Below are 24,761 nucleotides of genomic sequence, written 5' to 3'. Positions count from 1 at the left end.
TCCAACAGGAGACAAAACCCCATGAATGCAAATACCCAAGGTGAAGTCCGGCAACTGGTGTCGGCCGAAGAATGGCAATTGCGCGTCGACCTTGCCGCGTGCTACCGGCTGGTAGCGCTCTACGGCTGGAGCGACCTCGTCTTTACCCACATCAGCGCGCGCGTGCCGGGGCCGGAACACCATTTTTTGATCAATCCTTACGGGCTGATGTTCGACGAGATCACCGCGTCGAGCCTGGTCAAGGTCGACGCCCAGTGCAACAAGGTGATCGACTCGCCCTACCCGGTCAACCCCGCGGGCTTCGTCATCCACAGCGCCGTGCATGCGGTGCGCGAAGACGTTCAGTGCGTGCTGCACACCCACACGCGCGCCGGTGTGGGCGTCAGCGCACAAAAACAGGGCGTGCTGCCGATCAGCCAGCAGAGCACCTTCGTGCTCGCCTCGCTGGCGTACCACGATTACGAGGGCGTGGCCTTCCGCGACGACGAAAAGCCGCGGCTGCAGGCCGACATGGGCGAAGCCAACTTTCTGATGCTGCGCAACCATGGCCTGCTGACCTGCGGCAAGACCATCGCGGACGCCTTCCTCGGCATGTACGTCTTCGAAAGCGCCTGCCAGATCCAGGTCGCGGCCCAGGCCGGCGGCGGCGAACTGACCCAGGTCGACCCGCGCATCGTCGAAGGCGTCGGCCAGGCCATGAAGGTGCAGACCGGCGGCATGGGCGGCAGCTTTGTCTGGCCGTCGCTCATCCGCAAGCTGGACCGCACCGACCGAAGCTATCGCGATTAAAGTTTTGCCCATGACCCTGACCACCGCCTCCTCCAATTCCTCGTCCGCTTCTGTGGCGCTGCCCGCGTCGCTGACCGCCCGCTTTGCGCCGACCGGCGTGCTGCGCGCGTCCATCAACCTCGGCAACCCGATCCTCGCGAACCGCGACCCGGCCAGCGGCGAGCCTGTCGGCGTGTCGATCGACCTGGCGCGCGAACTGGGCCGGCGGCTGGGCGTGGCGGTGGAGCTGGTGGTGTTCGACAAGGCTGCGCAGTCGGTCGACGCGGTGCGCGCCGAAAAGGCCGACATCGGCTTCTTCGCGATCGACCCCGCCCGGGGAGAAGGCCTGCGTTTCACGGCGCCCTACATACTGATAGAAGGCAGCTACCTGGTGCCGGGCGCCTCGGCGCTGCAGGCCAACGGCGACGTCGACCGCGCCGGAACGCGCGTCGCGGTCGGCTCAGGCAGCGCTTACGACCTCTTCCTCACGCGGGAGCTGAAGGACGCGCAGATCGAGCGCGTGCTGAATGCCCAGGCGGTGGTCGACGCGCTGCGTTCAGGCCAGGTCGACGTAGCCGCCGGCATCCGCAAGCAGTTGGCGACGATTTCTGCGTCCGACGCGTCGTTGCGGCTGCTGCCGGGGCGCTTCATGGTGATCCAGCAGGCGATGGGTTTGCCCGCGGGGCGCGGGGAAGACGCGGCGGTGGCGCTGGCCGCTTTCGTCGAGGAGATGAAGAGCAGCGGCTTCGTGGCCGACGCGATGGCGCGGCATGGCATCGATGGCGCCAGCGTGGCGCCACCGGCCTGACCGGCCCGCCCGCCTCGCCGCTCACTCCGCCGCGATGTGGTGCGACTTGATGATGCCGGCCCAGGTGGCCGTCTCATTGCGGATGGCCGTCGCAAACTCGGCGGGCTTCATCGTCGACACGGTCATGCCCTGCCCCAGCAGGCGCTCGCGCACGTCCGGCTGGGCGAGCATCTGGGCCGCGTCTTTCGCCAGCTGCTCGGCCACCGCGGGCGGCGTGCCGGCCGGCGCCAGCAGGCCGTACCACGAGGTCACGGTCACGCCCGAAATCCCCTGCTCCGCCAGCGTCGGAATGTCCGGCGCAGCCGGGCTGCGCTGCTGCTCGGTGATGCCGAGCACCACGAGCTTGCCGTTCTTGATGAAGGGCAGCGTGGTCGGCAGGTTGCTGAACAGGATGGGCACGGCGCCGCCGAGCACGTCGTTGAGCGCCGCGGCACTGCCCTTGTAGGGCACGTGCAGGATGTCGGTGCCGGTCTGCTGCTTGAACAGCTCGCCCGCCAGGTGCAGCCCGCTGCCGACGCCGGGTGACGCATAGGACAGCGTGTTGGGCCTGGCCTTCGCCTGCGCCACCAGGTCTTTCGCCGTCCGGATGCCCGACGCCGGGTTGGCCACCAGCACGTTGGGCGTCTTGGCCAGCATGGTGATCGGCACGAAGTCCTTCTGGATGTCGAACGGGAAGTTCTGCATCAGCGTCGGGTTGATGGTGAGGTTGCCCGCGGGCACGACCAGCAGCGTGTGGCCGTCGCCCTTGGCGCGCTTGACCTTCTCCATGCCGATGTTGCCGGCCGCGCCCAATGGGTTGTCGACCACCGACACCGTGCCGTAGCGCTTGGCCAGCCCGTCGGACAGGATGCGCGCCAGCATGTCGGTCGGGCCGCCGGCCTGGAACGGCGTGATGACCATGAAGCGGTCGGACGCGAGCTGCTTCTCGACAGCGGTCATGTTGTTCGCGGCGTTCGCGGCGTTCGCGGCGGGCTGGGCGGGCTGGGCGACGGCCGGGCCAACCAGGCCAGCCAGCGTGAGCGCCGAGGCCAGGACGGCCGTGCGGCGGGAGATGTTCAAAGGGGCGTTCATCGGTTGCGTGCGTTGATGCGTATTTGCGGAGGTGGAAAGGTTCACAGAGCGAGCGCGGCCACGCGGTTGCGCAAGGCGCGCACCGCGCTGTAGACGGTCAGTGCCGACGACTTCGGGTTGGCCGGCAACGGCTTGTTGCGCATGCGCAGCTCGAAGCTGCCGAAGGCGCCTTCGGCTTCGAGCTCGTGCGTGTTCTCGCTGACGGCCGGGTCGGCGATGAGCCGCACGCGGGTCGCGTCGAGGCCGAGCCCGGCCAGGGACACGGTGGCCGCGACGTTGGCGTTCTTGGGGTACAGCGTGGCGGCCTCGCGCGCGCTGCCTTCGAAGATCACCGTGGCCTCGCGCAGCGCGCCGAGGTCGTGGGCGGCGTCGGCGGGCGTGCCCTTCCATGCCAGCGGCGGCTTGCGGCCGGTGTAGCGCACATGGGCCAGCCCACCGACGGCGGCGGCCGACAGCGCGTCGATGCCGCCGATGGCGCCGGCAATCAGCTGCACCTGGGTGCCGCCTTGCCGCGCCGCGGCTTCGAGCTGCTCGGGCAGGCCCGCGACGGCGAGCGCACCGACGGACGCCACCACGCACGGCACGCCGCGCGCCAGCGCCGGCAGCACGTGCTGCGCGATGGCGCCGTGGCCGGCGGCCTCGATCACGAGATCGATGCCTTCGTGGGGCACGGCCTGCACCACGGTGGCAGCCGGCGCCAGCGCCCGCGCCACGGCGGTCGCCTGCGCGGCGCCGGTGGCCGACGCGACGATGGCCGCGACCTGCAGGCGCTGGTCGTGCCGGATGAGTTCGAGCAGCGCGGTGCCGATGGCGCCGCAGCCGACGAGTGCAATGCGGGCGGTGTGGATCGAATGCGTCATGTGCTACCTGTACGGGATGTGGCTCGCGCCAGGGAGGGTTGGTGGTTCAGCAGGCCCGACAGCTCGTCGGCCGTGGCGCGCACACGCGCCACCAGTTCGTCGGCGCCGGCCTCGTCGATGCGGCCGGCGGTGATGGTGGCGCCGAGTGCGGCCACGATGTGGCCGGTGTGGTCGCGCACCGGCGCCGCGACGGCCGACACGTGCGATTCGAAGAAGGCCTCGCCCAGCACGTAGCCACGCTGGCGGTCGGCCTGCACCATGTCGAACAGCGCACTCACGGTGCGCGGCGTGCTGTCCGAAAAGCTCTCGAGCACGTCTTCGGGGAACAGCGCCTGCAACGCCGGCAGGTCGAGTTCCTCCAGCAGGATGCGGCCGAGCACGGTCGCGTGCGCCGGCATGCGGGTGCCGACGCTGACTGCGCTGTTGAACGGTGTCGGCGGCGACACCTTGGCGACGTAGACGATCGAACGGCCGTCGCGCACGCCGAGGTTGCAGGGATAGCGGATCTCGTCGCAGAGCCGGCGCAGCAGCGGCTGGCCCAGCTCGGTCAGCTCCAGCGAATTGAGGTACTCGAAGCCGAGGCGCAGCACGGCCAGGCCGAGCCGATAGTCGCGGCCGCCGTCGGCGCGCTCGATGAAGCCCATGTTTTCCAGCGTGTTGAGCAGCCGGAACACGGTGGAGCGCGGCAGGTCGAAGCGCCGCGCCAGATCGGGCGCCGACAGCGTGCGGTTGTCCCGGCTGAATTCGCTCAGGATGCGCAGCCCCCGTTCGAGTGCGGGCACGGTGTAGCGGTCGGGCGATTCTTCTTCGGTCATGGCATCGGCGCGTTGCGCAGCAGGGCCTGGGCGACGAGTCCCGGCTGTTCAAGATAGGACGCGTGGCCTGCGGCCGGGATGGATTGCAGCGCCACGCCGCAGGCCGCGGCGATTTCGGCGCAGGCCGATGGCGGCGTGACCACGTCGAGCGAGCCGCAGAACACCTCGCACGGCACGGGTGGCGGCAGGTGGCGCAGCAGGTCGTCGCCGCACAGCAGCTCGATCGCCTGGCGGTAGCCGCCGTCGTTCAACCGCGCCATGTTCCAGCGGACCCAGGCGCGGGCCGCGTCGTCCGCACCGTCGGACAGCAGGCGCCCGGTGCGCTGCGCCGCCATGCCGGCGATGCCCAGCGCCTCCAGCGTGGCGAGCCGCTCGCTGCGGACTTCGGCGCTGCGCGCGGCACGATCGGCGCTGCCGTAGCCACGCGCCGGGCTGATCAAGACCAGCCGGGCGACGCGCTCGGCCCCGAGCGCCCGCGCCGTGGCAGCCGCCGCAAAGGCGCCGAGCGAATGGCCGACCAGCACGCAGCGGTGGATGTCCATGGCATCGAGCAGCGCGTGCAGACGGCTGGCGTAGTCGTGCGCGGTCGGTCGAGGCGATTCGAGCGGCGTTGACGCGCCGTAACCCGGCGCGTCCCAGGCGATGACGCGTGCATGCGGCGCGAGCCGGTCGGCCACGGGCCACCACGACGCCGACCCGGAGCCGATGCCGTGCAGGCAGACCAGCACCGGCGCGCTGGCGGCGCCGTCGCGCGGCCCGCATTCGCGCACCGTGATCTGCGCGACCTGTGCATCCGGCCGGCCGACGGCGACCTGCCGCTGCGCAAAGCCGCGGGCCATGCGCGCCAGCGCGTCGGCGTCGACAGCAACGTCGTTCATCGATGCGCTCAGCGCTTGATGCTGGCCAGCGGATGGTCCGCCGGATAGGTCGGCGTGACCGGCTTCTTCGCGCCGAGCATCACGCACATGAGCGCGTCCTCATCGCCGATGTTGATCTCTTCGCGGTAGACGCCGGGCGGCACCGAGATCAGGTCGCGGTCGGTCATGATGGTTTCGAAGCGCTCGCCGTCCTTCTCGATGACGACCTTCAGCTTGCCGCGGATCAGGAAGAACACCTCTTCCACATCGGTGTGCAGGTGCGACGGGCCTTCGTGGCCGGCCGGAATCACCATGGTCGAGAAGGTGAAGTTCTCGGCCGCCACCGTGTTCACGTCCTTCGCGACGCCGGTGCCGCCGGTGCCGACATAGCGCATCTGCGCGCGACGGTATTTCGGGTCGAAGTCGGCCTGGAACTTCAGCGCGTCCCAGTCGTACTTGCGGGTCGCGTAGCGCGCGATGCGGGTGCTCATCCACGCGTCGAGGCTCGCGCCTTCGGGGCGCTCCCAGCTGGCCGCTGGCTGGAGAGTGGGCTGATCGGACATGTCGCTCATGGGTGTTCCTTGGGTTGATGCTGGGCTTGTCTCGGTTCGTTTGTTTCACTGATAAAACAGTGATCTATCAATGAAACAACAGCCCAAAGAATATCAAGCGATCCGGCGAAGTCTTGCGTTGGATCAACAAGCCCGAGCGTTCCTCTCACCCATGTTTTCCGGGTGAAACGAAAAAGGCCTCCGGCGCCGGGCGCGGGAGGCCAGGGGGGCCATGAGGCTTCGGTTGATTGGTGGCGCGCTCTCCGGCTGTTGCTCCCTCTCCCGCCGGGAGAGGGCTGGGGTGAGGGCAGCCCCGACGCTCTTAATATGTTTCTCATTTCAGTCAATCACCCCTTTATGACTAGAATGAGCAGCAATGCCAGCCGCCTCCCCGCAACTTGCCGCCCCAGTCACCGCCCGTCTCGCCGCGATAGGCGTCACGCTTCGCGCCCGCCGCAAGCAATTCCGCATCAATGCAACCACCATGGCCGAGGCAGCCGGCATGTCTCGCGTCACGCTCCATCGCATCGAGCGTGGAGAAGCGTCCGTCACCATGGGCGCGTATCTCAATGCGATGGCCGCGCTGGGCATGGGCTTTGAGTTGACCGCACCGGAGGACAGCCCACAGACCTCACAGGCGTCGGCTGTTCCGCACGCACAACCGACCGGACTTCCCGCCCCCATCCGGCTTGCCGATTACCCGCAGCTCCGGCAACTCGCATGGCACCTGCCGGGCGCGGTCGAACTCCCGCCGGAAACCGCCTTTTCGCTCTACGAGCGCAATTGGCGGCACGTCGACCGCGCGCACCTCGAGCCGGCCGAGCAGGCACTGATCGACCGCCTCGTTGCAACCTTGGGCAAGGGGCATCTTCTTGTTTGAGCGCGTTCACCATCAACGCATCGAGTCGGTGTTGCTGGCACTTGATGCACCTTTGCTGCGCGCTTGTGGGTGCCTCTTTGGCGGCGGTACCGCCATGGCGCTGCGTTATGGCGAGTACCGCGAATCCGTCGACATCGATTTTTTGGTGTCCGACATCGACGGCTACCGGCAGCTCCGCCAGAAGATGACCGGTACGGACGGCGTGCAAGCCGTTGCTCGCAAGGACGGTCGCCTGACGCAGCTGCGCGAGGTGCGTGCGGATCAGTACGGCATTCGCACCATCGTCGATGCCGGCGGCGTGGGCATCAAGTTCGAGATCGTGCTGGAAGGGCGTATCTCGCTCGAGGCTCCCCGTGATGACGACCGGATCGCGGGGGTGTCGACCTTGACGCCGCTCGACATGGCGGCAGGAAAGCTGCTGGCCAATTCCGATCGTTGGGCGGACGACAGTGTTTTCAGTCGCGACTTGATCGATCTCGCCATGATGCAGCCCGATGCAGCGCTTCTTCGGCGGGCCAAGGACAAGGCCGCCGCTGCGTATGGCAACAGTGTGGAGGCCGATCTGCGCCGCGCTGGGGAGCGGCTGTTGGCGCGCGACGGCCGGCTCGCGCAATGCATGGAGGCTATGCGGATGACGACAGCGCCGGCATGGGTGAGGCAGCGGATCAAGGACGTGCTTTCGAGGCGATAGCTGGCGTTGCGCGGGTACCGCCCTCACCCCAGCCCTCTCCCGGAGGGAGAGGGAGCAGCAGCCGGAGCACGAGGCGCGGCCCCATCCAATCAATACGTCTTGTACGGCAGGAACTTGCCCGACAGCACCACGTTCACGCGGTCGCCCTTCGGGTCGGCGGTGCGCTGGATGTCCATGCTGAAGTCGATCGCGCTCATGATGCCGTCGCCGAATTCCTCGTGGATCAGTTCCTTGATCGTCGTGCCGTACACGCTGACGATTTCATACCAGCGGTAGATCAGCGGATCGGTCGGCACCGGCGTGGGCAGCGAGCCCTTGTACGGCACGACCTGCAGCCACTTCTGCTCCTCGTCGGTCAGACCGAAGATCTCGCCGATGACGGCGGCCTGCGGCGCGTCGAAGGTCATCTGGCCGAGGCAGCCGGCCGTGGTCCATTCCTTCGACAGGCCGACTTTCGTGGCGACGTCGGCCCACTGGATGCCCTTGGCAACCTTGGCGGTGATGATCTTTTCGGTGACTTCGTTGCGGTTCATGGTGATGGCTCCTTGTGACATGAGGAAGGTGAAAAGGTCAGGCCGCGACGGCGCGGCCGATGAGGAAATCGACGATCTGGTTGCGCAGCGGGTAGTAGCCCGCCAGGTGATGCAGGCCGGCGCGCGTGCGCTCGCGCGGCAGCGGGTTGACGACGGTGGCCGCCACGCTGCCGGGCTGGTAGCCAGCGGGCGTGTCGGCGCCATTGCGCATCAGCAGGATGCGGTCGGCCAGCAGGATGGCTTCGTCGACGTCGTGCGTGATCATGAAGACGGTCTGCTGCGTCTGCCGCACGATGCCGATGAGCTCGTCCTGGATGGTGCCGCGCGTGAGCGCATCGAGCGCGCCGAAGGGCTCGTCCAGCAGCAGCATCCGCGGCTGGATCGCGAAGGCGCGCGCGATGCCGACGCGCTGCTTCATGCCGCCCGAGAGCTGCGACGGCTTCTTGTCGATCGCGCCCTGCAACCCGACCAGCGCAACGAAGCGCTCGACGTGTTCATCGACCTGCGCGGCCTTCCATTCGGGCCAGCGCGATTCGACCGCGAAGGCGATATTGCGGCGCACGCTGAGCCACGGCATCAGCGCGTGGCTCTGGAACACGACGCCGCGCGACAGGCTCGGGCCGACGATCTCGCGGCCGTCCATGAAGGCGTGGCCGGTGCTGGCGGTGTCGAGCCCGGCCAGCACGTTCAGGATGGTCGTCTTGCCGCAGCCCGAGTGGCCGATGATGCAGACGAACTCGCCGCGCTCCATGGTGAAGGACACGTCGGCGAACACCGGGCGCGCAGGCACATACGACTTGCCGAGCTTCTCGACGCGCAAGAAATCACTCGGCATAGGTCACCTTGCGTTGCAGGGCCGCGAAGGCCAGGTCGAGCAGCATGCCGACCACGCCGATCACCAGGATCGCGAAGATCACGTTGGTCAGCGACAGGTTGTTCCACTCGTTCCACACGAAGTAGCCGATGCCGGTGCCGCCGACCAGCATCTCGGCCGCGACGATCACCAGCCAGGCGATGCCCATGCTGATGCGCATGCCGGTGAGGATGGTCGGCGCGGCGGCGGGCAAGATCACGCGGAAGGCCTTGCGCATCGGCTTGACTTCGAGCGTGCTCGCCACGTTGAGCCACTCGCGCTTGACCGACGCCACGCCGAAGGCCGTGTTCAACAGCATCGGCCAGACCGAGCAGATGAAGATCACGAAGATGCCGCTGATCGACGAGTCCTTGATCGTGTAGAGCGCGAGCGGCATCCAGGCCAGCGGCGAGATCGGCTTGAGCACCTGGATGAAGGGGTCGAAGGCCTTGCGCAGCAGCGGCGACATGCCGATGACGAAGCCCAGCGGCACCGCCACCACGCAGGCCAGCGCAAAGCCCAGCGCCACGCGGCCGAGCGACCAGGCGAGCTGGATCGCGATGCCCTTGTCGTTGGGGCCGTTGTCGTAGAACGGGTCGCGCAGTTGCGCCCAGGCGGTCGCGCCCATGGCCGCGGGCGTCGGAAAGCCCGAGGCCTTGGCCTGACCCTGCGCACCGGCCGCCGGGTCCTTGCCGAGCATCTTCTGGTATTCGATCTGCTCGGGCGTCAGCGTGACCGCGGGGACCGCGGGGCCGCCGGCTGGCATGGTCGCCAGTTGCCAGATGCCGAGGAACGCGGCCAGCAGCAGCAGCGACAGCAACGCCGCGCGCAGGTTCAGGCTCATGCGCATCGCACGCGGCCCCATCAGGCCGCCATCTTGTGGATGGCGAAGCTCTTGGCGTAGTCGTCGGGCTTCGACGGGTCGAACACCTTGCCCATGATGGTGAACTTGGGGTAGGCGCCCTCGGGCGGGGTCTGGCCGATCGCCTTCATCTGCTTCTTGGCGTCGGTCAGCAGGAAGACCTTTTCGGCGATCTGCCTGTAGTCGACCTCGCCCTTCACGTAGCCCCAGCGCTTCATCTGCGTGAGCATCCAGACCGCCATCGACTGCCACGGGATCGGGTCGAAGTCGGCGCGCGTCGGCACGTTGCGGATGTTGCCCAGGCCGTCGGCAAAGCGGCCGGTCAGCACCTGCGTGAGCACGGTCTCGGGCTGGTTGAGGTACTGCGCGGGCGCGATCACCTTGGCGATCAGCTCGCGGTTCTCGGGCTTGCGCGCCATCGCCGATGCGGTGAGCACCGCGCGGTACAGCGCGGCGAAGGTGTTCGGGTTCTTCTGGATGAACTCGGTCGAGCTGCCGAACGCACAACAAGGATGGCCGTCCCAGATGTCCTTGGTCAGGATGTGGATGAAGCCCACTTCCTCGAACACCGCGCGCTGGTTGAAAGGGTCGGGGCCGAGGTAGCCGTCGATGTTGCCGGCGCGCAGGTTGGCCACCATCTCGGCCGGCGGCACCACGCGGATCTGGATGTCGGTGTCGGGGTTGAGGCCCGCTTCCGCCACGTAGTAGCGCAGCAGGAAGTTGTGCATGCTGTATTCGAAGGGCACCGCGAACTTGAAGCCCTTCCACAGCTTCGGGTCGCGCTTGTCCTTGTGCTTGTTGGCCAGCGTGATCGCCTGGCCGTTGGTGTTCTGGATGGTGGCGACGTTCATCGGCGTCGCGTTCGAACCCACGCCCATCGCGATGGCCAGCGGCATCGGCGACAGGAAGTGCGTGGCGTCGTATTCCTTGTTGAGCATCTTGTCGCGGATCAGCGCCCAGCCCGCCGTCTTGACGACTTCGACGTTCAGGCCCTGCTGCCGATAGAAGCCCAGCGGGTGCGCCATGATCAGCGGCGTGGCGCAGGTGATCGGTATGAAGCCGATCTTCAGGTCCTTCTTCTCGAGCGGGCCGGCCTCTTGCGCCATGGCCTTCAGCGCGCCCATCGGCACCAGCGACGCGATGGCCGCGCGCGCCGTGCCGGCACCGACCGCGCGCAGGAACTGGCGGCGCACGCTGTCGACCGGGAACAGCGCCTTCATCAGGCTCGCTTCGAGCTTGGCATGCAGCCCCGCTTCCATGCCGGCCGTGGCGCTGGCGTGCTGCGCGGGCGCATGGTCCTGGCCGCACGAACAACGCAGCCGCAAGGGCTGGTCGGCGTCGTACGGGTCGTTGGCGTGGGGCGTCGATTCCGGCTGTCGTGACATGGTGCACCTCGTTGAAAAGATGCAGTGCGCATTGCAAGCGCCGGGCCGGTTCGGCGGCTTCGCACGCCGGCCACCGCAAATCGTGCGCGGTCCGTCGATGCCGTGTAGGGGCAGCACTACAAGGCGCCCCGGGCACGCTCGCCGACGGCGCCGGCTCCTCCGCAGGCGGTAGGCTCGGCGCTGTCATCGACGACGTACGTTTGAGGTTCCACCATGGACGCATTGAGAGCCATCTCCATTTTTGTGCGCACCGCCGAACTGGGCAGCTTCCGCAAGGCGGCCGAGGCGCAGGCGACCACGCCGCAGGCCGTGAGCAAGACCATCCGCCAGCTGGAACAGCACCTGGGCGTGCGCCTGTTCCACCGCACCACGCGCAACAGCTCGCTGACCGAAGACGGCGAACGGCTGCTGGCGTCCGCCAAGCCGAACCTCGACGGCCTGGTCGAGGCGATCTCGCGCGCCCGCAGCGCCGTGACCGACGACGAGGGGTTGATCCGCATCAGCGCCGCCGGCTCGGTCGGCCGCAAGGTGCTGATGCCGTTGCTCGCGGAGTTCCAGGCGCTGCATCCGTCGATCCAGGTCGACCTGCTGATGGAAGAACGCTTCACCGACCTGGTCGACGGCCGCATCGACGTCGGCTTCCGCGCGGGCATGGCGCCGGAAGCACAGGTCGTGGTTCGGCGGCTGTTCGGCATCCAGCAGATCGCCTGCGCATCGCCGGCCTACCTGGCGGCGCACGGCGTTCCGGTCTCGCTGCAGGACCTGCTGCAGCACCGCTGTACCGGCTACCGCCAGCCGGGCACCGGCCGACCGGTGCCTTGGGAGTTCGATGTCGATGGCGAAATGATCCACAGGCATCTGCCCGCCGTGCTGTGCAGCAGCGAGCCCGAGACGGAGATGCACGCCGTGCTCGCCGGCATGGGCATCGGGCAGATCGACAGCATCAACGCCGCGGCGGCCATCCGCGGCGGCGCGCTGGTGCCGGTGCTGGCCGCGCACGTCAGCGAGCGCATGGGGCTGTACATCTACTTTGCGCAGCGCGCCGACATGCCGGGCCGGGTGCGCCGCTTCATCGACTTCGCGGTTGCGCGGCTCCTGGGCAGCGACGCGTACAGGGTGCCGGCTGCGCAGTTGCGCTCGCTCGAGAAGGCTTTTCGGCCGGCCAGAAAAGCAGCGCCGGGCCGGAAGAAATCCTAGGCCTGCGGCGTTCGATGGCAACTTCAGGTTGTCGATGAAACGCCGTCCAGAGACTTCGCAGGTTGTCACCCGACTCCTAAAGTTGCGCCCAGGCCGGCAATCACGCCGGGCGTCAACACCGAGGAGTTCTTCATGATCGACAACCACACCCTGGCAGGCCGCGTCGCCGTCGTCACCGGCGCATCGAGCGGCATCGGCCGCGCATCCGCATGGCTGCTCGCGTCGCGCGGCGCCAAGGTCGCCGTGCTGGCGCGCCGCAAGGAAACGCTCGACCAGCTGGTCGCGGACATCCGCAGCGCGGGCGGCGAGGCGATCGCCCTCGCGGTCGACGTCACCGACCAGGCATCGGTCGACGCCGCGGCAGCCGAAGTCGCGGCCGCCTACGGCCGCACCGACCTGCTGTTCAACAACGCCGGCGTGATGCTTCCCGGCGCCATCGAGGAACGCAAGCTCGCCGAATGGGAACAGCAGATCGACCTGAACGTGACGGGCGTGATGCGGGTCGTCCATGCCTTCGTGCCGCAGCTCGTGCAGGCCGCGGCCGAAGGCGCCACGGTGGACCTGATCAACACCTCGTCGATCGCGGCGCAGTACCTGTTTCCGTACTTCGCGACGTACAGCGCCACCAAGGCCTACGTGAGCCACCTGACGCGGCACATGCGCATCGAACTCGGCCCGAAGAACATCCGCGTCGCGATGATCGAGCCAGGCATCGTCGCGACCGAACTGCAGGGGCACGTCACCTTCCAGGGCGCGAAGGACTGGCTGGCCGGCGCGGCGCAGACGATGGAATTCCTGCAGCCCGAGGACGTCGCCGAGGTGCTCGGCTTTCTGGTGTCGCTGCCGAAGCACGTGAACCTGCAACAGGTCGTGGTCATGCCGACGCAGCAAGGCTGAGCGGCCGGGCCGCCGGGTGCACCAAGTCAGCCTGCGCGCGGCGACTTGCCGTGGCGCTCGGCGTACAGCGCGAGTTCCACATCGTTCTTGGTGCCGGTCTTCTCCAGGATGCGTGCGCGGTAGGTGCTGACCGTGTTGGCGGCCAGCCCCAGCTGCGTGCCGATCTCGCCGACGCTGTGGCCGGCCGTGAGCAGCCGGAACACCTGGTGCTCGCGGTGCGACAGCGCCTCCGTCGCCGACGCCTTGCCGACCGCCGCAGCCAGCGCGTCGGCCGTGGCGGCCGACACATAGATGCCGCCGGACGCGGCCTTGCGCACGGCAGCGACCATGGCGTCGGCATCGGCGCTCTTGTTCAGGTAGCCGGCCGCGCCGAGCTTGATGCAGCGCACCGCGTACTGCCGCTCCGGGTAGGTCGACAGCATCAGCACCGGCAGCGTGGGCCAGGCCGCGCGCAACGCCTGCAGCACGTCGAGGCCATCGCGCTCGGGCAGCGCGATGTCGAGCAGCACGACGTCGAGCGCGGCGCCCTGCCCGGCTGCCATGGCCTGCGCCTGCAGCTCGGCCACGCGGGCGATGACTTCGGGGCCGGTCTGGGCTTCGGCGCAGACAACGATTTCGGGCGCGCCGTTCGACGCGTCGCCCAGCACCTGCTTCAGGCCTTCGCGCACGATGCGGTGGTCGTCGCCGATGAGGACGCGGATGGGGTTGGTCATCGCGGCAGCGGCATCCGCAGCCTGAAGGTGCTGCCCCGCCCGGGTTCGCTGGCGATCTCGATCGCGCCACCGAAGTGCAGCGCGCGCTCGCGCATGCCGCGCACGCCGTACGAGGTCGGCGCATGGAAGGCCTGCGGCGGCGCGCCCACGCCGTCGTCGCGCACGCGCATGTCGAGCACGCCGTCGTCGGTGCGGATGCGGATGTCGGCCCGGCTGGCGCGTGCATGGCGGCCGATGTTGCTCAGCATCTCCTGGAAGATGCGGAACACGGCCATCGCGGCGGGCTCGGGCAGCTCGAGCGCGTCGTCGACCTGCATGTCCCACGCGAGCGCGAGTTCGGCCGACTGCGCGAATTCGTGCGCCTGCCATTCGAGCGCGGCCCACAGGCCCTGGTGGTCGAGGATGCTGGGCCGCAGGTCGGTGATGATGCGGCCGACGTTGTCGACCGCGCGTTCGATCAGCTCGCTCATGTTGCTGCACTTGCAGCGCATCTGCTGGCGCATCTCCTGCGCGGCCTCGGGCGCGCGGCCCTGCTGTTCGCCCAGGCGCTTGCCGATCCAGTTGACGTCCATCTTCAACGCGACCAGCAGGCTGCCGAGCTCGTCGTGCACCTCGCGCGCGATGCGGGTGCGCTCCTCTTCGCGCACCGAGTCCATCCAGGCCGACAGCTCGCGCACCTGCTGCAGCGCGGCGCTGAGCTCGGCCGTGCGTTCGCTCACGCGCCGCTCCAGCTCCTGGCGCGCCTGCAGCAGCGTGGCGGCGGCACGCTTGCGCTCGGTGATGTCGACGAAGGCGATGACCGCGCCGCGCACCAGCCCCTCGTCCATGATCGGATGGCTCGAATACTCGACCGCGAAGGCCGTGCCGTCGCGCCGCCAGAAGACCTCGGTGTCGATGCGGCACGGCAGGCCGCGGCGGAAGGCGTTGAAGATCGGGCAGTCGGTGTCGGCGTAGTGCGAACCGTCCGGGTGCGAGTGGTGCGTCAGCTCGTGCATGTTGCGGCCGATGACCTCGGCCGCCGGCCAGCCGAGCAACTGCGCGCCAGCCCGATTGATGAACATGCAATGCCCGTCGAGATCGATGCCGAAGATGCCGTCGCCGGTCGATTCGAGCAACAGGCTCAGCTGATGGCGCCACAGCGGGTCGACACCGGCATCCGCGGTGCGTGGCAGGGTCAGGGCCTGGTCGTGCATGCGGGGTGGGCATGCAATGGGTGTGCCACACGAGCTGGAAGCACGGCATCCATTGATCCTGGTTTTGCAGGATTTATTTCAGATACATGCCCGAATGGCCTAAAAGAATGGAAAACAAGGATTTTTCAAGCCGTCACAGACCGAGGTCGCTCAGACCGGGATGCTCATCCGGCCGGCGGCCCAGCGGCCAATGGAACAGCCGGTCGGCTTGCGCGATCGGCAGGTCGTTGATGCTGGCGAAGCGGCGCTGCATCAGGCCTTGCGGATTGAATTCCCAGTTCTCGTTGCCATAGCTGCGGAACCACTGGCCGGAATCGTCGTGGAATTCATAGGCGAAGCGCACCGCGATGCGATGGTCCGTGAAGGCCCACAGCTCCTTGATCAACCGGTAGTCGAGCTCGCGCGCCCACTTGCGCTGCAGAAAGGCGCGCACCGCCTCGCGCCCGACGGGGAACTCGGCGCGGTTGCGCCAGACGGTGTCCTCGGTGTAGACGCCGGCCACGCGATCGGGGTCGCGGGAGTTCCAGGCGTCTTCGGCGCCACGAACCTTGCGCACGGCCGTGTCGTGCGTGAAAGGCGGGACCAGCGGCGCGGGAGCGATCGGTGGAGAAGCGGACATGTGGATCCTCGAAGTCGAAGCGGAACAGGGGACGGCGCCACGCGCGCGGCGCCCGGCGGCATCGAACGCCGTCCGGTCGCAGGAAGATAGCGCAAGTAGACAGATCTGTCTACAAGACCGCCCGACGAGCGGCGGCGGCCACTGGGCTATCCTCGAACGCTTTCGTGCGCATTCGCCCAGGGCGTCCCGGCGCCTTTCCAGCAGTTTCCAGGCGGGGCAGCCCGCGGCAATGAACAGTCCAGTCATCAGCGTCCAGCACGTCAGCAAGCAGTTCGAGATCTACGACGCTCCCGCGGACAGGCTCCGCCAGCTCGTGCTGGCGCCACTGCGCCAGATGGCCGGCCTGGCACCGCGGCCTTGTTTCCGCAGCTTCGATGCGTTGAAGGACGTGAGCTTCGACATCGCGCGGGGCGAGGCGGTCGGCATCGTCGGGCGCAACGGATCGGGCAAGTCGACCTTGCTGCAGATCGTCTGCGGCGTGATGCAACCGAGCGCAGGCGCCGTGCGCGTGCAGGGCCGGGTTTCGGCATTGCTCGAACTGGGCTCGGGCTTCAACCCCGAATTCACCGGCCGCGAGAACGTCTTCATGAACGGTGCGCTGCTCGGGCTGAGCCACGGCGAAGTCGAGGCGCGCATGGACCGCATCGCCGCCTTCGCCGACATCGGCGCTTTCCTGGAGCAGCCGGTCAAGACCTATTCCAGCGGCATGTTCGTGCGCCTGGCATTCGCCGTGGCGATCAGCGTCGACCCGGACATCCTGGTCGTGGACGAGGCGCTGTCGGTGGGCGACGAACTCTTCCAGCGCAAGTGCTTCGGGCGCATCGAGCAGATGCGTGCGCGGGGCGCGACCATCCTTTTCGTGTCGCATTCGTCCACCACGGTGCTGGAGGTCTGCGACCGCGCCATCCTGATGGACGGCGGCGAGAAGCTCGCCTCGGGCTCGCCGCGGCAGATCGTCGGGCGCTACCAAAAGCTGCTCTACGCGCCGCCCGAACGCCAGGCGGCCGTGCGCGCCGCCATCGCCGCGATGGCGCAGGACGGCGACGCACCTGCAGCGGCACCGGCAGCGGCACCGGCACCGGCAGCGACGACGGCGCCCACCCACGCCCCGGCTGCGCTCACCTTGCCGGCGAACGTATCCCCAGCCGCCCGGGAGCGCGATGCGCCGCAGGAGAGCTTCGACCCCGCGCTGCGGCCCGCGAGCACGGTGGCCTACGAATCCCGCGGCGCGCACATCGACGACCCGCACATCCAGACGCTGTCGGGCCAACGGGTGAACCGGCTGGTGTCGGGCCGCACCTACCGCTATGCGTACACCGTCCGCTTCACCGAAGCCGCGCGCGGCGTGCGCTTCGGCATGCTGGTCAAGACCACGACGGGCGTCGAGCTCGGCGGCGCCACGTCGCACAAGGCCTTCGACGGTGGACTGGCCGACGTGGCGGCCGGTGCCGCGGTGCGGGTGGAATACCAGTTCAAGTGCCTGCTCAACGCCGGCATCTATTTCCTCAATGCGGGCGTGTCGGCCCAGATCGACGGCGAGATCCGCCATCTGCACCGGCTGCTCGACGCCTGCTGCTTCGGCGTGATGGACGATGCGCCCCCGCACGCGACGGGCATCGTCAACTTCGCCTGCGTGCCGGAGATCGTCACCCTGGCCCCGACGCCGTCCGACGAAGAGGCCGCCGCATGCTGAGCTTCCTGTGCATCGGCGCGCAGAAGAGCGGCACGACCTGGCTGCACGACACGCTGCGGCTGCATCCGGCCATCGGCTTTCCCGCGGGCAAGGAGGTGCACTACTGGGACCACACGGCGGGACGCAGCGTCGACTGGTACCGCGGCCTGTTCACGCATGCGCAGCAGCACGAAGGCGACATCACGCCGGCCTACGCGATCCTCCCGGAGAACGTGATCCGCGACATCCGGCACCACTTTCCGGCGCTGCGGCTGGTCTATCTGATCCGCAACCCGATGGCGCGCGCCTGGTCGTCGGCGCGCATGGCGCTCGCCCGCGCCGAGATGCGGCACGAAGAGGCGTCCGACCGCTGGTTCGAAGACCACTTCCGCTCCGCAGGCTCACTGGCACGCGGCGACTACGAGGGCTGCCTGCGCCGCTGGCGTGCGGTGTTCGGCGACGCGCAACTGCTGGTACTGCGCTACGAAGCCATTGCCGCGTCGCCCGTGGCAACCGCCAACCGTGTGCTGCGCCACCTGGCGCTGCCTGAATTCTTCGATGCGGCACACCCGGACCGGCGCCCGCCGGCCAGGGTTTTCGAAGGCGACGGCATGCCGCTGCGCCCATCGCTTTTGCCTGCCCTGCGCGACATCTACCTGCCGCGGATCGAGCGCCTCGAGGACTACCTGCAGCAGGACCTGTCGGACTGGAAGGCATGGACGGCATGAGCGGCATGCGCACGGACACGAGCATCCGCACGGGCGCGCGGCCACGGATCATCGTGGTCCTCGGCATGCACCGCAGCGGCACCAGCGCGCTGGCCGGCGTGCTGCAGACCGCCGGCGTCTGGATGGGCGACAACCTCTATCCGGGCGACGACTGGAATGCCAAGGGCTACTTCGAGGACCGCGCCCTGGTGGCGATGAACGAGCGCATGCTCGCCGCGCTCGGCCGCCGCTGGGAATCGCTCGCGCCGCCGATCCCGACCACGCTCGCGTCGCTCGACGGCTTTCTCGACGAGGCCTGCGCGCTGCTCATGCAGCAGCTCGGCGGCCAGCCGATGCTCGCCGTGAAGGACCCGCGCCTGTGCCATCTGCTGCCCTTCTGGCAGCGCGCCTTTGCACGCTGCGGCCTGGACGAACGCTACGTGCTGGCGATTCGTTCGCCATCGGCCGTCTGCCGGTCGCTGTCGCGCCGCGACGGCTTCGGCTGGTCGCGCAGCGCCTGGCTCTGGACCGGCCACACGATGGCGGCGGTCGACTCGGCGCAGGACCGGCCGTCGATGCTGATCGACTTCGACGACCTGCTGACCGACGCACCCGCCACCGCGCGGCGGCTCGCCGCGTTCTGCGGCCTGCCGCCGATGCCGGCGGAGCGCGAAGCCGCCGTCCGGGCGTTCGTCGCCGCGGAACTGCCGACACCGGAAGCCGCCCTGCCCGCGCCGACGGCATTGCCGGACCTGCCGAAACACGCCTTCGCCCTGCTGCAGACGGCCTGCCGGCGCGGCGCGTCGGCCGCGGCGCTCGGGCTGTCGCCGGACTGGATGCGGCTGCGCACCGCGTGGACGGGCATGACCGCCCGCCTCCAGTTCGCCGACGAGCTCTCCGTCAGCGACGCGAGCCTGTTGCGGCTGCAGCAGCGGCTGACCCTGACCGAAGCCGGGCTGAGCGACGCGCAGCATCTGGCGCTGCAAAGGCTCGGCGAGATCCAGGCGCTGTCCGCGCGCATCGCCGCGACCGACGTCGCGCTCGGCGAGGCCGACCGGCTGGCGATCGAACGCCTGCAGGAAATCGAGGCGCTGCATCGACGCATCGCCGCCACAGACAACGCGCTGGCCGAGGCACAACGGCTGGCGCTCGAACGGCTCGACGCACTGTCGCAGCTGCAGTCGCCCAGCGACGGCGACGCCGCTCCGACCCCATGAGATTGCATTCTTGAGCGACCCACTTCCTACGCGTCCCGCGCCTTCCACACCTCCCACGGCTCCCGCGCTTCGGCACAACGTCGACCACCTGCTCTACCGCAAAGGCCAGCTCTTCTCGTATGGCTGGGGCTTCGTCCCGGGCCGTACGTTGCGGCGCGTCGTGCTGGAGCTGCACTTCCGCGACGGCGACACGGCCGAGATCGACGCCGACCACGGCCGCCTGCGCGAAGACGTGAAGGCCTTCTTCCCCGACGTCGCCGATGCCGAGCATTCGGGCTTCCTGTTCATGGCCTCGGACGAGCGCCCGGTCTCGCGGGCGCTGCTGCGCTGGGAGATCGCCGCGACGGCCGACGCGGCCGAAGCCATCGTCGAAACGGTGCTCGACCTGGCGCCCGACAAGCCGCGACTCGCCAAGACCGCCACGCACTACCGCGCGCTGCTGGGCAAGGGCCTGGCCCTGCTGCGCACGGCGGGGCCGGCCGCGCTGTGGCGCAAGGCGTCCCACTATCTCGGTGGCCGGCCCCGGCGTGCCAGCGACGACGAACTGCTGAAGCTCAAGCGGCAACTGCGCAACCGCGACCTGGCCGTGGTCGTCGACCACGACATGGGCGGCGGCGCCAACATCTACCGTGCGCAATACGTCGCACAGCGGCAGGCGCTGGGCGAGACCGTCGTGCTGCTGAGCTTCCACCTCGCGTCGCTGCAGTACTTCGTCGAAGTGTTCGACGGCGGCGCATCGAGCCGCCTGTCGGTCGATTCACCGGCACAGCTGCTGCCGCTGACGGAACACGGCAACGTCCGGCATGTGCTCTACAACTGCGCCGTGTCGTTCAGCGACGCGTTCGCCGTGATCGACACGCTGATCGCGCTCAAGCGGCACCGCGGCGTGGTGCTCGAGGCGGCGATCCACGATTACTTCAGCGTCTGCCCGACCTCGTTCCTGATCGACCATGCGGGCAAGTTCTGCGGCGTGCCCGACGCGCGGCGCTGCGCGCAGTGCCTGCCGGCCCATCGCGACGGTTTCGTGTCGATCACGGGCGTGAAGGACCTGCGGCTGTGGCGCGAGAAGTGGGTGCGGCTGCTGGTGGCCGCCGACCGGGTCCGGCTGTTCTCGGAATCCTCCTTTCGCCTGCTGCGAAAGGCCTACCCGACGGTCGCCACCGACACCTGGCACATCGAACCGCATGCGCTGCACACGCCGCAGCCGCGCGTGTCGATCGACGCGGGGCAGCGCCTACACATCGGCGTGGTCGGCGCGATCGGCAAGCACAAGGGGGCGCAGGTCGTGAGCGGACTCGCGACCGAGATGGCCCGGCGCGAAAGCCAGGGCGGCGGCTGCGGCGCCATGACGGTCATCGGCACGCTGGACGCGAAGGTGCCACCCGGCACGGTGCAGGTGACCGGCCCGTACGAGCCCGGAAAGCTCGCGGCGCTGATCCGGGCATCGGGAGCGAACGTGTTCCTGTTCCCTTCCATCATGGCCGAGACCTTTTCCTTCGTGGCGCACGAGCTGGTCGCGATGGACCTGCCTTTCGCCTGCTTCGATTTCGGTGCGCCGGCCGATCTCGCCCGGACCTACCCCAAGGGGTTGGTGATCGATTCGCTCGACCCCCGCGTCGTGCTGGAGCGCCTGGACGCGTTCTGGCGCGCGACCTATTCAGTGACTGCTTCATGAAAAAAATACACGTCTACACGAGCGCGGCCTGCAACTACATCCCCAAGGTCCGCATGCTGGCGGAGTCGGTGCGGCGCTGGCATCCGGAATGGGTCATGCATCTGGCGCTGTCCGACGAGCTGCCCGACGGCGTCGACCTGTCGGCCGAACCGTTCGACGAAGTGCATCCGGCCTCGGCACTCGGCATTCCGGATTTCCGCGGCTGGGCGTTCTGCCATTCGATCGTGGAGCTGTCGACCGCGATCAAGCCCTTCGTGCTGCAGCGCCTGCTCGACCGGGAGGACTGCGAGGGCGTGATCTACCTCGACCCCGACACGGTCCTGTTCTCTCGCATCGACGAGGTGCCTCGGGTGCTGGAGGCGTCGAACATCGCCTTGACGCCGCACCTCACGCAGCCGGAGCAGTCGCTCGATGCGGTCATGGACAACGAGATCTCCAGCCTGAAGCACGGCGTCTACAACCTTGGCTTCGTCGCGGTGGCGCCCACGCCCGAAGGCAAGGCCTTCGCGCAATGGTGGGGCGAGCGCATCTACCACTTCTGCCGCGCCGACATTCCGAACGGGCTCTTCACCGACCAGCGCTGGATCGACCTGGTGCCGGCCTTCTTTGAGGGCGTCTGCATCCTGCGCACGCCACGCCTGAACGTGGCGCCCTGGAACCTCACGCAGCGCAGCCTGAGCGGCACGGCGCCGGACGCCGTCGCCGTGGATGGCGAGCCGCTCGGCTTCTATCACTTCACCGGCTTCGACAGCGGCGCGCATCGCACCATGGTGCGGCGCCATGCGGGAGGCAATCCGACGGTCGATGCCCTGGTCGACTGGTACGACGCCGCCACGCAGGCGCTCGGCAAGGACCCGCTGGCCCGCCTGCCCTGGCGCTTCGGCTGCTATGCCGACGGCACGGCCATCACGCCGGCGGCCCGGCTGGTGTACCGCGAGCGGCTCGACCTGCAGAAGGCCTTTGCGGACCCCTTCGCCAGCACGGCAGGCAGCGGCTTTCGAGGCTGGTGGGAAACGCAGGGGCGGATCGAGTACCCGGACTTCTTCGCGCAGCAGCCGGCGCAGGCCGCCGCCGCGATGGATCGGCTGCGGCACGCACTGACGCCCGGGTTCCGGGCCGGCGCAGGCGCTCCGCGATGGGACGCCACGCTGGTGTCGGGCCATCTGCGCCAGGCGATAGGCGATGCGGAACACCGCCGGAAGCTCACGCGGCGCGCCTGGGAGATCCTGCGCACCGAAGGCCTTGCCGGCGTGCGCAGGCGCCTGGCGCGCCACTGAAAACGGAACACGACATGACCATGAACGACACGACACAACGACCCCGGCAACGGCCCGAACCCACGATGGCCCTGGCCGCGATGACGCTGACCGCCATGTCACTGGCCCTGGTGGTCGGCCTGTCCGGCTGCGGTCGCCAGGTGCCCGACCCGGTGCCCGCACCGGCACCTGTGCCTGTGCCCACCGCGCTGACGGCCGGCTTCGCCGCGTCGACGCAGGACGCACGCCCCACCGAAGGCGGCGCCTGCAACCTCGACCTCGCTGCCGGCGCGCCCGACACGGGCGCCGGCTTCGCGATCTCCACCGCGGACGCCCGGCCCTACCAGGGCTGGGCCGTCCTGTCCGTCGACGACGAACAGGTCGGTGCGCAGGTGCGGCTCCTGCTCGCGAGCGAGGACGGCAAGCGCTTTGCCGCGCCTCTGCAGCGCGGCGAACGGCCGGATGTGGCGCAGCACTTCAAGCGCCCGTCCCTGCACGCGGCCGGCTTTGCGGCAACGCTGTCGGCCGGCGACGTGCCGGCCGGCGTCTACCGGATGTCGGTGCTGATCGGCCCGCCCGATCGAGCCGTTGCCTGCGGCGCCTGGCGGGCGACCGTGCAATGAGCATCCGGCCGGCCCGCGCCGCGTACACGCCGCATCGGTTCCGGACGCTCCCGGTGCCGATCGTCTGTGCGGCGCTCTGGCTGGTCACCGTCTGGCTCGACTGGCCGGGCCACTACTCGCTCGATTCGATCGTGCAGCTGGCCGAGGGCATGACCGGCTTCTATGCGAGCTTCAACCCGCCCGGGATGAGCGTGCTGCTGGCCTGGGTGAGCCGCTGGGGCGGACACGGCGCCTTCATGGCGCTCGACGCCGCGCTCTACTTCGCCGCGCTCGCGCTGGTACTGCGGGACGGCGGTCCAGGCTGGCGCCGCCGCTGGCCCGTGCTGTTGCTGGCGGGTGCCGTCGCGCTCGGCCCGGTCACGCTGATCTACAACGGGACGGTCTGGAAGGACGTCTTCTGCGCCAACCTGCTGTTGCTGGCCTTCGCGCTGGTGACGACGCGCCGCGATGCGCCGCCCTGGGCCGTGATCGGCGCGTCGATGCTGCTGGCCGCCATGGCGACGCTGGTGCGGCAGCAAGGCGCAATCGCCGCCCTGGTGCTGGTGGTGGCGACCGCGTGGGCGATCGACCGCAACACCGTGCACGTGCCCGCGCGGATGCGCGGACTGCGGCTGTTGCAGGTCGGCGCGCTCTGGATCGGCTGGGTGCTCGCGCTCTCGTGGCTGGTGGCGTCGCAGCAGACCGAGACGCCGCCGGGCGGCAAGGGCTGGCGCGTGGCCGCACGCTTCGACATCGCCGGCATGGTGGTCCATGCGCGGCATCCCGACGCCGTGCTGCGGCAGTTCGGCATCGATGCCGACGCCGCCGTGCGCGCCGCGCGGCAGTCGTACACACCGGAGCGCGTCGACACGCTGGCCGCCTTCAACGCGACGCTGGTCGGCGTGAAGTCGCAGATGCTGCCGCTGTGGTGGGCACTGTTCCGCGCCGAGCCGCTGTCGCTGCTGGAGCACAAGGCCGCGGCGGCCGCGCAGTTGCTCGGCAACCGCCTGGACGGCCGCTGCCTGCCGGCCCACGTGGGCGTGAGCAGCGATGCCCTCGACATCCTGCGGCGGAACATGCCCTACACCTTTCCGCCCGGCTTCCTGCCGGCGGCGCCGCGCCACACCGATCTGCTCTACCGCTACCGGCAATGGGGCCTGGCTGCGTTCTCGGGCTGGCCTTATGCGCTGCTGCTCGTCGCGGTGCTGGCCGCGGGGCTGCGCACGCGCAACGCCACGGCCAGCAGCCTGGCGCTGGCCGGGCTGGCCTATGTCGGCAGCTTCCTCGTCGTGGGCCTGGCGTGCGACTTCCGCTACCAGTATTTCGGCGTCGCGGCAGCCATGCTGGCGGCGCTGGCACTTTGGCGGCGCACGCCACCGGGCGCAACGCCATGACGCAGCGCATCGCCGCCGTCATCCCGTGTTATCGGGTGGTGCCGCACATCCTCCAGGTGCTCGATGCGGTCGGACCCGAGGTCTGCAGGATCTACGTGGTGGACGACCAGTGCCCGGACGGCTCGGGCGACCACGTCGAGGCGCACTGCCGCGATGCCCGCGTGGTCGTGCTGAGGCAGGCGCGCAACGAGGGCGTGGGCGGCGCGGTGATGGCGGGCTACCGGGCCGCACTCGCGGCCGGCATGGACGTGATGGTCAAGCTCGATGGCGATGGCCAGATGGACCCGGCGCTGATCCCCGGGCTGGTCCGCCCGCTCTGCGACGGCACGGCCGACTACGCCAAGGGCAACCGCTTCTTCGATCTGGCGGGGCTGCGCGGCATGCCGCCGGCACGGCTGGTCGGCAACGCAGTGCTGTCGCTGATGACCAAGCTCTCGTCCGGCTACTGGGAGGTGCGCGATCCGACCAACGGCTTCACCGCGATCCGTGCCGGCGTGGCCCGGGCGCTGCCTTTCGACCAGGTCAGCCGGCGCTACTTCTTCGAGATGGACATGCTGTTCCATCTCAATGGGCTTCATGCCGTGGTCGTGGATGTGCCGATGCATGCGCGCTACGGCAACGAGACCAGCCATCTGAAGATCCACGAAGTGCTCGGCGAATTCCTGTTCAAGCAGGCCCGCAACGT

The 24,761-nt window shown here is 68.9% G+C and carries 25 protein-coding genes and 1 pseudogene; 14 read left to right on the top strand and 12 right to left on the bottom strand.

Going from position 1 to position 24,761, the window contains the following annotated elements; all coding sequences use genetic code 11:
• The first annotated feature begins 21 nt into the window (after positions 1-21).
• Together AC07PZ_RS26855 and AC07PZ_RS26850 are read left to right on the top strand one after the other, a co-directional pair.
• The gene (locus tag AC07PZ_RS26855) at positions 22-789 is read left to right on the top strand and encodes a class II aldolase/adducin family protein (RefSeq protein WP_495298220.1); all 768 of its coding nucleotides are present in this window, start codon (positions 22-24) and stop codon (positions 787-789) included.
• A 10-nt stretch (positions 790-799) separates the two neighbouring features.
• The gene (locus AC07PZ_RS26850; RefSeq protein ID WP_495298219.1) at positions 800-1,576 is read left to right on the top strand and encodes a transporter substrate-binding domain-containing protein; all 777 of its coding nucleotides are present in this window, start codon (positions 800-802) and stop codon (positions 1,574-1,576) included.
• Between the two features lie 21 nt (positions 1,577-1,597).
• On the opposite strand, the gene AC07PZ_RS26845 is transcribed toward AC07PZ_RS26850, so the two are convergent.
• Genes AC07PZ_RS26845 through AC07PZ_RS26825 form a run of 5 tightly spaced genes read right to left on the bottom strand, consistent with a single transcriptional unit; the run spans position 1,598 to position 5,751 of the window.
• Positions 1,598-2,647 (bottom strand): Bug family tripartite tricarboxylate transporter substrate binding protein, encoded by a 1,050-nt coding sequence (locus tag AC07PZ_RS26845; protein WP_495298218.1) that lies wholly within the window; start codon positions 2,645-2,647, stop codon positions 1,598-1,600.
• A gap of 41 nt (positions 2,648-2,688) precedes the next feature.
• Positions 2,689-3,507: an aspartate dehydrogenase gene (locus tag AC07PZ_RS26840; RefSeq protein ID WP_495298217.1), complete on the bottom strand. Its 819-nt coding sequence runs from the start codon at positions 3,505-3,507 to the stop codon at positions 2,689-2,691.
• Positions 3,504-4,322 (bottom strand): IclR family transcriptional regulator, encoded by an 819-nt coding sequence (locus AC07PZ_RS26835; RefSeq protein WP_495298216.1) that lies wholly within the window; start codon positions 4,320-4,322, stop codon positions 3,504-3,506. The genes AC07PZ_RS26840 and AC07PZ_RS26835 overlap by 4 nt, the downstream gene beginning before the upstream one ends.
• A complete protein-coding gene (locus tag AC07PZ_RS26830) occupies positions 4,319-5,200 on the bottom strand; it encodes an alpha/beta fold hydrolase (RefSeq protein ID WP_495298215.1) in 882 nt (293 codons plus the stop codon). The genes AC07PZ_RS26835 and AC07PZ_RS26830 overlap by 4 nt, the downstream gene beginning before the upstream one ends.
• Positions 5,201-5,208: 8 nt before the next feature.
• Positions 5,209-5,751, bottom strand: a complete 543-nt coding sequence (locus AC07PZ_RS26825; protein WP_495298214.1) for a cupin domain-containing protein — start codon at positions 5,749-5,751, stop codon at positions 5,209-5,211.
• Positions 5,752-6,106: 355 nt separating this feature from the next.
• On the opposite strand from AC07PZ_RS26825, the gene AC07PZ_RS26820 reads away from it, so the two are divergent.
• The gene (locus tag AC07PZ_RS26820) at positions 6,107-6,610 is read left to right on the top strand and encodes a helix-turn-helix domain-containing protein (protein ID WP_495298213.1); all 504 of its coding nucleotides are present in this window, start codon (positions 6,107-6,109) and stop codon (positions 6,608-6,610) included.
• Positions 6,603-7,301 (top strand): nucleotidyl transferase AbiEii/AbiGii toxin family protein, encoded by a 699-nt coding sequence (locus AC07PZ_RS26815; RefSeq protein WP_495298212.1) that lies wholly within the window; start codon positions 6,603-6,605, stop codon positions 7,299-7,301. Before AC07PZ_RS26820 ends, AC07PZ_RS26815 begins: the two co-directional genes overlap by 8 nt.
• A gap of 89 nt (positions 7,302-7,390) precedes the next feature.
• Here AC07PZ_RS26815 and cynS read toward each other — a convergent pair whose 3' ends face one another.
• Genes cynS through AC07PZ_RS26795 form a run of 4 tightly spaced genes read right to left on the bottom strand, consistent with a single transcriptional unit; the run spans position 7,391 to position 10,934 of the window.
• Positions 7,391-7,834 carry a cyanase gene (gene cynS / locus AC07PZ_RS26810; protein ID WP_495298211.1) on the bottom strand — a complete coding sequence of 148 codons (444 nt, stop codon included), beginning with the start codon at positions 7,832-7,834 and terminating at the stop codon, positions 7,391-7,393.
• A 37-nt stretch (positions 7,835-7,871) separates the two neighbouring features.
• On the bottom strand, positions 7,872-8,669 hold the full coding sequence (locus AC07PZ_RS26805) for an ABC transporter ATP-binding protein (RefSeq protein ID WP_495298210.1): 798 nt from the start codon (positions 8,667-8,669) through the stop codon (positions 7,872-7,874).
• The gene (gene ntrB, locus AC07PZ_RS26800; RefSeq protein ID WP_495298344.1) at positions 8,659-9,537 is read right to left on the bottom strand and encodes a nitrate ABC transporter permease; all 879 of its coding nucleotides are present in this window, start codon (positions 9,535-9,537) and stop codon (positions 8,659-8,661) included. The genes AC07PZ_RS26805 and ntrB overlap by 11 nt, the downstream gene beginning before the upstream one ends.
• Before the next feature lie 14 nt (positions 9,538-9,551).
• A complete protein-coding gene (locus AC07PZ_RS26795; RefSeq protein WP_495298209.1) occupies positions 9,552-10,934 on the bottom strand; it encodes a CmpA/NrtA family ABC transporter substrate-binding protein in 1,383 nt (460 codons plus the stop codon).
• Between the two features lie 213 nt (positions 10,935-11,147).
• On the opposite strand from AC07PZ_RS26795, the gene AC07PZ_RS26790 reads away from it, so the two are divergent.
• Both AC07PZ_RS26790 and AC07PZ_RS26785 read left to right on the top strand, forming a co-directional pair.
• The gene (locus AC07PZ_RS26790) at positions 11,148-12,131 is read left to right on the top strand and encodes a LysR family transcriptional regulator (protein ID WP_495298208.1); all 984 of its coding nucleotides are present in this window, start codon (positions 11,148-11,150) and stop codon (positions 12,129-12,131) included.
• A gap of 132 nt (positions 12,132-12,263) precedes the next feature.
• On the top strand, positions 12,264-13,028 hold the full coding sequence (locus AC07PZ_RS26785) for an SDR family oxidoreductase (RefSeq protein ID WP_495298207.1): 765 nt from the start codon (positions 12,264-12,266) through the stop codon (positions 13,026-13,028).
• Between the two features lie 26 nt (positions 13,029-13,054).
• Here AC07PZ_RS26785 and AC07PZ_RS26780 read toward each other — a convergent pair whose 3' ends face one another.
• From AC07PZ_RS26780 to AC07PZ_RS26770, 3 genes are all read right to left on the bottom strand, one after another.
• Positions 13,055-13,741: a response regulator transcription factor gene (locus tag AC07PZ_RS26780; protein ID WP_495298206.1), complete on the bottom strand. Its 687-nt coding sequence runs from the start codon at positions 13,739-13,741 to the stop codon at positions 13,055-13,057.
• Positions 13,738-14,934: a sensor histidine kinase gene (locus AC07PZ_RS26775; protein WP_495298205.1), complete on the bottom strand. Its 1,197-nt coding sequence runs from the start codon at positions 14,932-14,934 to the stop codon at positions 13,738-13,740. Before AC07PZ_RS26775 ends, AC07PZ_RS26780 begins: the two co-directional genes overlap by 4 nt.
• A gap of 133 nt (positions 14,935-15,067) precedes the next feature.
• Positions 15,068-15,553: a nuclear transport factor 2 family protein gene (locus AC07PZ_RS26770; protein ID WP_495298204.1), complete on the bottom strand. Its 486-nt coding sequence runs from the start codon at positions 15,551-15,553 to the stop codon at positions 15,068-15,070.
• A gap of 229 nt (positions 15,554-15,782) precedes the next feature.
• On the opposite strand from AC07PZ_RS26770, the gene AC07PZ_RS26765 reads away from it, so the two are divergent.
• The 8 genes and pseudogenes from AC07PZ_RS26765 to AC07PZ_RS26730 all read left to right on the top strand — a co-directional run.
• Positions 15,783-17,246 carry an ABC transporter ATP-binding protein gene (locus tag AC07PZ_RS26765; protein ID WP_495298203.1) on the top strand — a complete coding sequence of 488 codons (1,464 nt, stop codon included), beginning with the start codon at positions 15,783-15,785 and terminating at the stop codon, positions 17,244-17,246.
• Positions 17,240-17,953 carry a sulfotransferase family protein gene (locus AC07PZ_RS26760; protein WP_495298202.1) on the top strand — a complete coding sequence of 238 codons (714 nt, stop codon included), beginning with the start codon at positions 17,240-17,242 and terminating at the stop codon, positions 17,951-17,953. Before AC07PZ_RS26765 ends, AC07PZ_RS26760 begins: the two co-directional genes overlap by 7 nt.
• Entirely contained in the window at positions 17,941-19,149 is a 1,209-nt protein-coding gene (locus AC07PZ_RS26755; protein WP_495298201.1) for a sulfotransferase family protein, read from the top strand. Before AC07PZ_RS26760 ends, AC07PZ_RS26755 begins: the two co-directional genes overlap by 13 nt.
• Positions 19,150-19,159: 10 nt before the next feature.
• Positions 19,160-20,824: a glycosyltransferase family protein gene (locus AC07PZ_RS26750; RefSeq protein WP_495298200.1), complete on the top strand. Its 1,665-nt coding sequence runs from the start codon at positions 19,160-19,162 to the stop codon at positions 20,822-20,824.
• Entirely contained in the window at positions 20,821-22,101 is a 1,281-nt protein-coding gene (locus AC07PZ_RS26745) for a glycosyl transferase (RefSeq protein WP_495298199.1), read from the top strand. The genes AC07PZ_RS26750 and AC07PZ_RS26745 overlap by 4 nt, the downstream gene beginning before the upstream one ends.
• Before the next feature lie 14 nt (positions 22,102-22,115).
• The gene (locus AC07PZ_RS26740) at positions 22,116-22,703 is read left to right on the top strand and encodes a hypothetical protein (protein ID WP_495298198.1); all 588 of its coding nucleotides are present in this window, start codon (positions 22,116-22,118) and stop codon (positions 22,701-22,703) included.
• Positions 22,700-24,076 carry a hypothetical protein gene (locus AC07PZ_RS26735; RefSeq protein ID WP_495298197.1) on the top strand — a complete coding sequence of 459 codons (1,377 nt, stop codon included), beginning with the start codon at positions 22,700-22,702 and terminating at the stop codon, positions 24,074-24,076. The genes AC07PZ_RS26740 and AC07PZ_RS26735 overlap by 4 nt, the downstream gene beginning before the upstream one ends.
• Positions 24,073-24,564 (top strand): annotated as a pseudogene (locus AC07PZ_RS26730) (glycosyltransferase family 2 protein); the annotation flags it as partial. The gene AC07PZ_RS26735 and the pseudogene AC07PZ_RS26730, both read left to right, overlap by 4 nt.
• Between the last annotated feature and the right edge of the window lie 197 nt (positions 24,565-24,761).

It is taken from the genome of Variovorax sp. GW821-FHT10B04 (assembly GCF_059415645.1).
This window is presented reverse-complemented; position numbering and strand designations above follow the sequence as displayed.

What these genes read in the sequence shown, in the direction of transcription:
- AC07PZ_RS26855 (WP_495298220.1), top strand. Translation starts at nt 22, where the DNA reads ATGAATGCAAATACCCAAGGTGAAGTCCGGCAACTGGTGTCGGCCGAA.
- AC07PZ_RS26850 (WP_495298219.1), top strand. Translation starts at nt 800, where the DNA reads ATGACCCTGACCACCGCCTCCTCCAATTCCTCGTCCGCTTCTGTGGCG.
- AC07PZ_RS26845 (WP_495298218.1), bottom strand. Translation starts at nt 2,647, where the DNA reads ATGAACGCCCCTTTGAACATCTCCCGCCGCACGGCCGTCCTGGCCTCG.
- AC07PZ_RS26840 (WP_495298217.1), bottom strand. Translation starts at nt 3,507, where the DNA reads ATGACGCATTCGATCCACACCGCCCGCATTGCACTCGTCGGCTGCGGC.
- AC07PZ_RS26835 (WP_495298216.1), bottom strand. Translation starts at nt 4,322, where the DNA reads ATGACCGAAGAAGAATCGCCCGACCGCTACACCGTGCCCGCACTCGAA.
- AC07PZ_RS26830 (WP_495298215.1), bottom strand. Translation starts at nt 5,200, where the DNA reads ATGAACGACGTTGCTGTCGACGCCGACGCGCTGGCGCGCATGGCCCGC.
- AC07PZ_RS26825 (WP_495298214.1), bottom strand. Translation starts at nt 5,751, where the DNA reads ATGAGCGACATGTCCGATCAGCCCACTCTCCAGCCAGCGGCCAGCTGG.
- AC07PZ_RS26820 (WP_495298213.1), top strand. Translation starts at nt 6,107, where the DNA reads ATGCCAGCCGCCTCCCCGCAACTTGCCGCCCCAGTCACCGCCCGTCTC.
- cynS (WP_495298211.1), bottom strand. Translation starts at nt 7,834, where the DNA reads ATGAACCGCAACGAAGTCACCGAAAAGATCATCACCGCCAAGGTTGCC.
- AC07PZ_RS26805 (WP_495298210.1), bottom strand. Translation starts at nt 8,669, where the DNA reads ATGCCGAGTGATTTCTTGCGCGTCGAGAAGCTCGGCAAGTCGTATGTG.
- ntrB (WP_495298344.1), bottom strand. Translation starts at nt 9,537, where the DNA reads ATGCGCATGAGCCTGAACCTGCGCGCGGCGTTGCTGTCGCTGCTGCTG.
- AC07PZ_RS26795 (WP_495298209.1), bottom strand. Translation starts at nt 10,934, where the DNA reads ATGTCACGACAGCCGGAATCGACGCCCCACGCCAACGACCCGTACGAC.
- AC07PZ_RS26790 (WP_495298208.1), top strand. Translation starts at nt 11,148, where the DNA reads ATGGACGCATTGAGAGCCATCTCCATTTTTGTGCGCACCGCCGAACTG.
- AC07PZ_RS26785 (WP_495298207.1), top strand. Translation starts at nt 12,264, where the DNA reads ATGATCGACAACCACACCCTGGCAGGCCGCGTCGCCGTCGTCACCGGC.
- AC07PZ_RS26780 (WP_495298206.1), bottom strand. Translation starts at nt 13,741, where the DNA reads ATGACCAACCCCATCCGCGTCCTCATCGGCGACGACCACCGCATCGTG.
- AC07PZ_RS26775 (WP_495298205.1), bottom strand. Translation starts at nt 14,934, where the DNA reads ATGCACGACCAGGCCCTGACCCTGCCACGCACCGCGGATGCCGGTGTC.
- AC07PZ_RS26770 (WP_495298204.1), bottom strand. Translation starts at nt 15,553, where the DNA reads ATGTCCGCTTCTCCACCGATCGCTCCCGCGCCGCTGGTCCCGCCTTTC.
- AC07PZ_RS26765 (WP_495298203.1), top strand. Translation starts at nt 15,783, where the DNA reads ATGAACAGTCCAGTCATCAGCGTCCAGCACGTCAGCAAGCAGTTCGAG.
- AC07PZ_RS26760 (WP_495298202.1), top strand. Translation starts at nt 17,240, where the DNA reads ATGCTGAGCTTCCTGTGCATCGGCGCGCAGAAGAGCGGCACGACCTGG.
- AC07PZ_RS26755 (WP_495298201.1), top strand. Translation starts at nt 17,941, where the DNA reads ATGGACGGCATGAGCGGCATGCGCACGGACACGAGCATCCGCACGGGC.
- AC07PZ_RS26745 (WP_495298199.1), top strand. Translation starts at nt 20,821, where the DNA reads ATGAAAAAAATACACGTCTACACGAGCGCGGCCTGCAACTACATCCCC.
- AC07PZ_RS26740 (WP_495298198.1), top strand. Translation starts at nt 22,116, where the DNA reads ATGACCATGAACGACACGACACAACGACCCCGGCAACGGCCCGAACCC.
- AC07PZ_RS26735 (WP_495298197.1), top strand. Translation starts at nt 22,700, where the DNA reads ATGAGCATCCGGCCGGCCCGCGCCGCGTACACGCCGCATCGGTTCCGG.